This is a genomic window from Frankia sp. CoWAU3, from assembly GCF_977971855.1.
Genome location: NZ_CDWWXB010000008.1, coordinates 19,299 through 29,069 on the forward strand (window position 1 = coordinate 19,299; position 9,771 = coordinate 29,069).

Sequence of the window (9,771 nt, forward strand, 5' to 3'; positions counted from 1 at the left end):
GCAGCCGCCCGCCACCACCCTGTTTGCTCAGCGAGACGGTCGGCGCGGATTTCGTCAGTGTCACCTTGCTCAGCGAGACCGGGCCGGAACCGGCCGCCGGTGTGGCGGGACGTTTGCTGTAGTCGATGCCCATGATCCGCTCCCTCGCGGTAGCTGGGTGTCATCCATGATCAGGTGATCATCGCCTGGCAGGATCGGACGCCAGTACCCGACGATGTCACATCCGCGGCGGCGCTCTCCAGACCGGCCACCCGGGCCCGGTGCGCCGGCCGGCGCACGGCCGCTACATCGGGGCGCCGACGGCCTTCCGTGGCTGCCCCGGGCCGCCCTCGTCCTCGCCCGGGACGGACCCGGCACCCGCCAAACCGCGCTCGGCGGACCGGTGGCGGATGGAGGACAGCAGCGACAGACCGATGAAGGCCACCCCGATGAGACCGGTGACGATCTCCGGAACCTCGGTCTCGATCGAGATGGCCAGGATGATGGCCAGCGCCCCGATCGCATAGTGGGCACCGTGCTCGAGGTAGATGTACTCGCCGAGAGTGCCCCGCCGGACCAGGTAGACGGTCAGGGACCGGATGTACATCGCGCCGATCCCGAGACCGGCCGCGATGACGAAGATGTTCTGGGAGATCGCGAAGGCGCCGACGACCCCGTCGAACGAGAACGACGCGTCGATGACCTCGAGGTAGAGGAAGAGGAACGCGGCGGCCTTGCCGGTGGCGAGCACCAACTTCGGCGGGCCGGCGGTACCGTTCGACCGGACCGGGGCCAAGCCTGCCGAGCCGGCCGGCTTGGCGGCGTAATCGTCGTCATCGTCCTCGGCGCCCACACCGCGGGCCTCGAAGAACTCGCCGAGTCCCCGCACGCCCAGATAGGTCGCGAGCCCCGCCACCCCGGAGAGCAGCACCTGCTGCTGGTGGTCGCCGGCGAAGGCCTGGCCAACCACCAGCAGGGCGATGAGCCCGAGCACGATCGGAACCACATCGAGCTGGCCCGCCCTGCGCAGCGGCTCCTCCAGCTTCTTGATCCACTGGATCTCCCGTTCGGGGTCGAACAGGAAGTCCAGGAACAGCATGAACAGGAAGATCCCGCCGAACGCGGCGATGGCCGGATGCGCGTCACCCAGTTTCTCCGCGTACCGGGCACCGTCGTTCAGCGCCAGGTCGAAGACCTCGAGCGGACCGAGATGCGCGGTCAGCGCCACGATGGCGATCGGGAAGATCAGACGCATGCCAAACACCGCGATCAGGATGCCGAGCGTCAGGAAGATCCTCTGCCAGAACTGGCTCATCCGGCGGAGGATCGTCGCGTTGATGACGGCGTTGTCGAAGGACAAACTGATCTCGAGCACCGCGAGGATCGCGACGAGCGCCGCGTTCCTGGGGCCACCGATCACCCCCGCCGCGGCCACCCCGATAACGGTGATCGCCAAGGACCATCCGAAGATTCGCAAGGCGTGCACGCCTACCAACACCCTCCCGGACCGGTCGCCAGACCCCGGCCGCGCCGCGCGGGCGGATCCGCGGTCCGTCGGATCCCGCATCGCTCAAGCATCGCCGGAGACCGCGTCGTCCCGCGGCCTGCTGGCCCGGTGCGGCGGTCGTCGGCATCGTAACTGCTCGTCTGGTGGGCGCGACCTGACAAAAGTGCTACACCCGATGTGTATCGCTCTACCTGTACATGTCACCCACCCGCGACCGGACCCATAGCATCCGGTCATTACCACGCCGGCAGGCGCGGCCGGACCCACCGGCCCGGTCGGACCCAGTGACCCGGTCGGACCCGGTCGCCTGACCGAGCCCGACCGCGCATCCGGGGTTCAGGCGTATCCGGGGTTCAGACGTTGACGCCGAAGTCGCGCGCGATCCCGGCCAGACCCGAGGCGTAGCCCTGTCCGACGGCTCGGAACTTCCAGTCCGCGCCGTGCCGGTAGACCTCGCCGAACACCATGGCCGTCTCGGTGGAGGCGTCCTCGGTGAGGTCATAGCGGGCGATCTCGCTGCCGCCGGCGCCGTTGACAATCCGGATGAAGGCGTTGCGGACCTGGCCGAAGTTCTGCTGCCGCGAGTCCGCGTCATAGATCGAGACCGGAAAGACAATCTTGTCAATTTCCGCCGGCAGGGACGTGAGGTTCACCGTGATGGCCTCGTCGTCGCCCTCACCCTCGCCGGTCAGGTTGTCGCCCTGGTGCTCGATCGCACCGTCGGGGCTCTTGAGGTTGTTGAAGAAGACGAAGTGCCCGTCCGACACGACCTTGCCGTCGGCCCGGCACGCGATGGCGCTCGCGTCCAGGTCGAAGTCCGCGCCGGTTGTGCTCCGAACGTCCCAGCCGAGCCCGACCAGGATGTTGGTGAGTCCGGGCGCCTCCTTGGTCAGCGACACGTTGCCGCCCTTGCTGAGGCTGACTCCCACTGCTCCTCCTGCTGTGCGTTGTTCGAAAGGGCTGCCGTTCAGATGTTGCCGCCGTTCAGATGTTTCGGGGGCCGCTCGAGCGGCCCCCCGCGGAAGCCGGCGACCCGAGGCGAGGTGCGCCCCGGGTGTCCCCCGGTGTCCGGGCGCCGGCAGCCTACTGCGCGGCGTGAACGCCACAGTGACTCTCCGCCCACGAAGGCCACGTGGCCGGAGTACTGTGCCCTGCGGGACGAACGAGTGGGCCACGAGGTTCCCGCAGCCGGTGCCACACCGCCCCGTAGCCGCGCCGGCTGCGCCCGAATCGTCCCGGTGCCGCCCGCCCGCCACGATCGGGCCACCCCTTTACGTGCCGGCAACCGCGGCGGAACACCACCCGAGCTACCCCGACCCCGTCACACAACATCACCACAATGATTTCGGAATGCGCCGGGCGTCCGCCGCCGGGACCCCGGTGACGCTCCGACCTCGACCCCGTACCCGGAGCACCGCAACAGAGGAGGTTCGGACGTTCGACAGGGCCGCAACTGGGGAACATTGCCTTCAGCGCGGGCCATCCGGGCGGGACGGACCGACCCATCCCAACGACAACAATCGCCCATGCGATGGTCGCGGGCAGTTCACACAGAGGTGTCGCCAATCGCCACGTACAGGGCGGACCATTGAGGTGTGGTTCGTCTGGATAAGGTCGTCATGATGATCGGACGTTCAGTAGGCCGGGTTGTCGTCTCCGATGTGACGCCGACTGTCTCGTGTGGCCAGTGGCCGGCGCGGGCGGTCGCGGGCGAAATTCTCACCGTCGGTGCAACGGTGTTCCGCGAGGGTCATGACCTCATCGGCGCGAACGTCGTGCTGTCAGGTCCCGACGGGCAGGGAACTCCGTTCATCCGGATGCGCTCCGCCGGCCCCGGAACCGACCGTTATGAGGCGGAGATCACCGCTGCGACCGAAGGCCTGTGGGGATATCGGGTCGAGGCGTGGGCCGATCCGGTCGCCACCTGGCGGCACGGTATTGCCCTCAAGGTCGGCGCGGGCCAGAGCACGGACGAACTCGCGGTGGACTTCGAGGACGGTGCGCGCCTGCTGCTGCGGGCCCTGCCCGCAGCCTCCGAACCGCGCCGGGCGGAGATCGCTCTCGCCGTGGCCGCGCTGCGCGACGACGACTGCACCGACCCCCGCGACCGGATCGCCGCGGCCCTCGATCCCCGGCTGGTGAGCCTGCTGGACGCCTGTCCGCTGCGCGAACTGGTGACCCGCTCACCGCTGTACCGGGTGTGGGTGGATCGTCGGCGCGCCCTCCACGGCAGCTGGTACGAGATGTTCCCGCGCTCGGAGGGCGCGAGCCTCGACCCGCCCCGCTCCGGGACCTTCCTCACCGCGGCCGAACGCCTGCCTGCGGTCGCGGCGATGGGCTTCGACGTGGTGTACCTGCCGCCGATCCATCCGATCGGCGAGGTCAACCGCAAGGGTCCCAACAACACCCTCACCCCCGGTCCGACGGACCCCGGCTCGCCGTGGGCCATCGGCAGCGAACACGGCGGCCACGACGCCGTGCATCCCGACCTCGGCACGATCGACGACTTCGACCTGTTCGTCGCCCGGGCACGCTCGCTGGGCATGGAGATCGCGCTGGACCTCGCCCTGCAGTGCGCGCCGGACCATCCATGGGCGAAGCATCACCCGGAGTGGTTCGTCGTGCGTAGTGACGGCTCCATCGCCTACGCGGAGAATCCGCCGAAGAAGTACCAGGACATCTATCCGCTGAACTTCGACGCCGACCCGACCCGGCTCTATCAGGAGATCCTGCGCGTCGTCCGGTACTGGACTGCACACGGAGTACGAATCTTCCGTGTCGATAATCCGCATACAAAGCCCGTCGAGTTCTGGGAATGGCTCATCGCCCAGGTGAAGTCGACCGAACCAGATGTGCTCTTCCTCGCGGAGGCATTCACCCGGCCGGCGATGATGCACACGCTCGCCAAGGTCGGTTTCACCCAGTCATATACCTATTTCACCTGGCGCAATACGAAGTGGGAGCTCGAGAAGTACGCCCGCGAACTGGTGTCGGCCGCGCACTACATGCGGCCGAACTTCTTCGTCAACACCCCGGACATCCTGCCGGAGTACCTGCAGCACGGCGGCCCGGCGGCGTTCCGGATCCGGGCGGTGCTCGCGGCGACGCTGTCGCCGACCTGGGGCGTCTACTCCGGGTACGAGTTGTGCGAGAACACCCCGGCCCGACCGGGCAGCGAGGAGTACCTGGACTCCGAGAAGTACCAGTACCGGCCACGCGACTGGGCCGCGGCGGAGCGTGCGGGCCAGTCGCTCGCGCCGTACCTGACCAGACTCAACCAGATCCGCCGTGCCCACCCCGCCCTGCAGTGGTTGCGCAACCTGCGCTTCCACCATGCCGACGGGGACGAGATCATGGTCTTCTCCAAGCGGGTGGACTCCCTGCGGGCGGACGGCACGGATCCCGGGGACACGGCCGCCGCCGACACCGTGCTCGTCGTCGTCAACCTCGACCCGCACGCTCCCCGGGAGACCACCGTGCGGCTCGACATGCCGGCCCTCGGCCTCGGCTGGGCAGACTCCTTCGAGGTCACCGATGAGATCACTGGTGCCACCTACGCGTGGGGCAAGCAGAACTACGTGCGGCTGGACCCGGCGGTCGAGCCCGCGCACGTCTTCGCTGTGCGGGCCCGGTCGTGATGGATTCTGAGCCTCTCAGCGAACCGATCGGCGACCACACCCCCGGCCCGGCCCCCGCCATGCCGGTCGGGGGGACTTTACGCGACCCACACTGGTTCAAGCGAGCCGTGTTCTACGAGGTACTCATCCGCGGCTTCGCGGACTCCAACGGCGACGGCACGGGGGACATTCGCGGCCTGATCTCCAGGCTCGACTACCTGGAGTGGCTCGGTGTCGACTGTCTATGGCTGCTACCGATCTACTCCTCGCCGTTGCGTGACGGCGGCTACGACATCAGTGACTACTTTCAGATCCTGCCGGAATTCGGTGACCTCGGCGACTTCGTCAGCCTGGTTGACGAGGCCCACCGCCGGGGCATCCGGATCATCGCGGATCTGGTGATGAACCACACCTCGGACGCCCATCCCTGGTTCCAGGCGTCCCGCTCCGACCCCGACGGGCCGTTCGGGGACTTCTACGTCTGGTCCGACAGCGACGAGCTGTACCCGGACGCCCGGATCATCTTCGTGGACACCGAGAAGTCGAACTGGTCGTGGGATCCGGTCCGCGGTCAGTACTACTGGCACCGTTTCTTCTCCCACCAGCCCGACCTGAACTATGACAACCCCGAGGTCCAGGAGGCGATGCTGGAGGTTCTGCGCTTCTGGCTCGATCTTGGCATCGACGGCTTCCGGCTCGACGCGGTCCCCTACCTCTATGTCCGGGAGAACACCAACGGCGAGAACCTGCCGGAGACCCACGAGTACCTCAAGCGGGTCCGCAAGGAGGTCGACGCCAAGTACGCCGACCGGGTGCTGCTCGCCGAGGCAAACCAGTGGCCCTCCGACGTCGTCGAGTACTTCGGCAACGACGACGAGTGCCACATGGCGTTCCACTTCCCGTTGATGCCGCGCATCTTCATGGCGGTCCGGCGGGAGTCCCGCTACCCAATCTCGGAAATTCTTGCTCAGACGCCCCAGATCCCGCCGAACTGCCAGTGGGGCATCTTCCTGCGCAACCACGACGAGCTGACGCTCGAAATGGTGACCGACGAGGAACGGGACTACATGTGGGCCGAATACGCGAAAGATCCGCGTATGAAAGCCAACATCGGCATTCGTCGCCGGCTGGCGCCGCTGCTGGACAACAGCCGTGACCAGATGGAGCTGTTCACCGCGCTCCTGCTCTCGCTGCCCGGCTCGCCAGTGCTGTACTACGGCGACGAGATCGGGATGGGTGACAACATCTACCTGGGCGACCGGGACAGCGTCCGGACTCCGATGCAGTGGTCACCGGATCGTAACGCCGGTTTCTCCACCGCGGACCCGGCCCGACTGTACCTTCCCCTGATCATGGATCCGGTCTACGGTTATCAGGCCCTGAACGTCGAGGCCGGACAGCGCATGCCGACCTCGTTCCTGGCCTGGACCAAGCGGATGATCGAGGTACGCAAGCGTCATCCGGTCTTCGGGCTCGGCGACTACACCGAGCTTGGCGCGTCCAATCCCTCGATCTTCGCTTTCGTCCGCGAGTTCGGCGACGACCGGGTCCTGTGCGTCGCGAATCTGTCCCGCTTCGCCCAGCCGGTGGAGCTCGATCTGCGTCGTTTCGAGGGAATGGTTCCGGTGGAGCTGCTCGGCCGGGTGCACTTCCCGCCGATCGGCGAGCTTCCCTACCTGCTGACACTGCCAGGTCACGGACATTACTGGTTCGCGGTGACCAGACCGGGGGAATTCACCCCCTAGCCGCGTTGGGCGGACCGGGGCAACGGAGGCCGTCGGGGCGGTCGGGCAAGGAACAGCCAAGGAGCACTGGAACCGCCTGAACGGCGTGCGGCCCGGCCCGGGTCGGGCAAAAGGCTGCTATGGAGGCAGTGGACGTTAGGTTAGCTGGCATAATGATCGTTGAGGACGGGCACCGGGAGGTCGATGATGGGTGACCACCACGCGGAACTGACCGGCCTGTTGCACGAGTGGCTCCCCCGGCAGCGCTGGTTCGCCGGGAAGGGCAGATCCGGGGGCGGCCTGCGGATCCGCCACGACGTCATGGTCTTCGAACCGCTACGGCTGCTCGTCGTTGACGTCGACTACGACCACGGTCCGTCGGACCATTACCAGGTTCCGGTGGTCATCCGCTCGGACGCGCCCTTCGGCCACGAGGGCTTCCTGATCGGCGAGAGTGCCGGCGGCTTGGTCTACGACGGCCTGCACGACCCCGATGGCAGCTCGGCCCTGCTGAGTTTCCTCCGCCGGTCGACACACCGCGACGGCCTCGTCGCCGAGGCGCTGGAACCACTGGACATCCTGCCTGCCCACGCCGTCGGCGCCGAGCAGTCCAACACCTCGATCGTCTACGGCGACGCCTACATCCTCAAGGTGTTCCGGCGGCTCTGGCCGGGCGTCAACCCCGATCTGGAGGTGACCCGGGCGCTGGCGGAGACGGGCAGCACGCACGTGGCCCGCCCCGTCGCCTGGTACTCCGGCCGTGTCGACGGGACACCGACCACCTTCGGACTCCTCCAGGAGTACCTGCGCAGCGGTACCGAGGGCTGGCGACTGGCGCTGGCCAGCGTGCGCGACCTGTACGCCGAGGCCGACCTGCACGCCGACGAGGTCGGCGGCGACTTCGCCGCGGAGGCCGAGCGGCTGGGTACCGCCACCGCCGAGGTGCACGCCGACCTCGCCCGGACGCTGCCGACGAGGCCCGCGACCGCCGATGCCCTGCGCTCCCTGGTGACCTACCTGCATGGCCGGCTGGATGCGGCGGTCGAGGCCGTCGCCGAGCTGCGTCCCTTCGAGGCGGCGATCCGCAAGAGCTACGACGAGGTGACGGGGGCGTCGGCGCAGGCCGTCCATCCCCGGCCCTTCCAACGGCTGCACGGCGATCTGCACCTGGGTCAGGTCCTGCGGGTCGACTCGGGCTGGGTGCTGTTCGACTTCGAGGGGGAGCCAGTCCGCCCGGTCGCCGACCGCGTGGGGCTGGAATCGCCGCTGCGCGACGTCGCCGGGATGCTGCGCTCGTTCGACTACGCGGCCCGGTCGATGCTGATCGAACGCGGTGACGAGCCGTCGTTGGCCTACCGCGCCCAGGAGTGGGCAGATCGCAACCGGGAGGCGTTCTGCCGGGGCTACGGTGCCGCGGCCGGCCGCGATCCTCGTGCGGATGCCGTGGTGCTGCGTGCGTTCGAGCTCGACAAGGCCGTGTACGAGATCCTGTACGAGGCCCGCCACCGACCGGGGTGGATCGGGATCCCGCTGTCCTCGGTGGAACGACTGACCCGGTCCAGCCCGTCGGCGGGGTAAGCCATGGCCCGGCCCGGGCCGTGGCGGCCGCCCGGCAGCGGTGCCGGCACCCGGACGCGGATCAGCCAGAAGACCCGACAGAAGACCCGAAAAATCACCGCGCAGAGAGGCAGGGGTGTCCCAGTGAACAACGGCGACGTCAACAACGGCACGGCGCGGACGGGACGCCTGGCCACCGGGCTCGCCCCCGACCGACCGAACCCCCGAGGGGCGGCCACCGCCGTCCGCAACGGCGGTGGCCGGGTGGCGCTGGCGGACCGCGACGCGTCGTCCGCCAGCGCCCAGCCTGGACAGAACGCCGACGATCCCGCCGTGCCATCGGCCCCACCATCGGCCCTGCCCGCAGACCCGCCCGCAGGCCCGCCCGCGGTTGCGCCCGCGGTCTCGGTCGACCTGCCCCACGACGACCTGGAGCGGTTGGTCAGCGGGGCGCATCACGACCCGCACGCGCTGCTCGGGGCGCACCCGCATCCCGGGAGCGACGCCACGGTCGTCCGGGTGCTGCGCCCCGATGCGAGGGCCGTGACCGTCCTCATCGGGCCGGCCCGGTACCCGGCCACCCGGCTGCACAGCGGCGGGGTGTTCGGAGTGGCCGTGCCGGGAATGCTGCCCGACTACCGCATCGAGGTGACCTACCCGGACGGCCCGTACCTCATCGACGACCCCTACCGGCACCTGCCCACCCTCGGTGAGATGGACCTCCATCTGATCATCGAGGGCCGGCACGAACAGCTCTGGAAGGTGCTCGGGGCGCATCCGCGCGCGCTGACGACGCCGGGCGGCGCCACAGTCACCGGGGTCAGCTTCGCCGTGTGGGCCCCCTCCGCGCGGGGGGTGCGGCTCGTCGGCGATTTCGACTTCTGGGACGGGCGTGCCTTCCCGATGCGCTCGCTCGGCCGCTCCGGGATCTGGGAGCTGTTCGTCCCCGGCGCCGGCACCGGCGCCCGGTACAAGTACGAGATCCTCGGCTTCGACGGGATCTGGCGGCAGAAGGCGGATCCGCTGGCGTTCCACACCGAGGTGCCGCCGGCCACCGCGAGCGTGGTGTTCGCCTCCGACTTCACCTGGAACGACGGCGCGTGGCTCGACCGGCGGGCCCGGACGGCCTGGCGCACCGAGCCGGTGAGCGTCTACGAGGTCCACCTGGGCTCCTGGCGGCGCGGGTTGTCCTATCGGGAACTCGCCGAGGAACTGACCGCGTACGTCGTCGAGAGCGGCTTCACCCACGTGGAGATGCTGCCCGTGGCCGAGCATCCCTTCGGCGGCTCCTGGGGCTACCAGGTGTCGGCCTACTACGCCCCGACGGCCCGCTTCGGCAGCCCCGACGAGTTCCGCCACCTTGTGGACACGCTGCACCGCGCCGGCA

At 68.8% G+C, this 9,771-nt stretch carries 6 protein-coding genes; 4 read left to right on the forward strand and 2 right to left on the reverse strand.

Features of this window, described 5'->3' with window-relative positions; all coding sequences use genetic code 11:
* Positions 1–283: 283 nt before the first annotated feature.
* Together AC08ON_RS01980 and AC08ON_RS01985 are read right to left on the reverse strand one after the other, a co-directional pair.
* Positions 284–1,465 (reverse strand): DUF475 domain-containing protein, encoded by a 1,182-nt coding sequence (locus AC08ON_RS01980; protein ID WP_476606579.1) that lies wholly within the window; start codon positions 1,463–1,465, stop codon positions 284–286.
* Positions 1,466–1,839: 374 nt separating this feature from the next.
* Positions 1,840–2,415, reverse strand: coding sequence for a TerD family protein (locus tag AC08ON_RS01985; protein WP_011438053.1), 576 nt, complete (start codon positions 2,413–2,415; stop codon positions 1,840–1,842).
* Positions 2,416–3,105: 690 nt separating this feature from the next.
* Here AC08ON_RS01985 and AC08ON_RS01990 point away from each other — a divergent pair.
* The 4 genes from AC08ON_RS01990 to AC08ON_RS02005 form a co-directional block, all read left to right on the forward strand.
* The gene (locus AC08ON_RS01990) at positions 3,106–5,124 is read left to right on the forward strand and encodes an alpha-1,4-glucan--maltose-1-phosphate maltosyltransferase (protein WP_476606578.1); all 2,019 of its coding nucleotides are present in this window, start codon (positions 3,106–3,108) and stop codon (positions 5,122–5,124) included.
* A complete protein-coding gene (gene treS, locus AC08ON_RS01995) occupies positions 5,124–6,848 on the forward strand; it encodes a maltose alpha-D-glucosyltransferase (protein WP_011438055.1) in 1,725 nt (574 codons plus the stop codon). The genes AC08ON_RS01990 and treS overlap by 1 nt, the downstream gene beginning before the upstream one ends.
* 186 nt (positions 6,849–7,034) lie before the next feature.
* Positions 7,035–8,405, forward strand: a complete 1,371-nt coding sequence (locus AC08ON_RS02000; RefSeq protein ID WP_476606577.1) for a maltokinase N-terminal cap-like domain-containing protein — start codon at positions 7,035–7,037, stop codon at positions 8,403–8,405.
* A 123-nt stretch (positions 8,406–8,528) separates the two neighbouring features.
* A partial coding sequence (locus AC08ON_RS02005; RefSeq protein ID WP_476616351.1) for a GlgB N-terminal domain-containing protein occupies positions 8,529–9,771 on the forward strand: 1,243 nt, incomplete at its 3' end.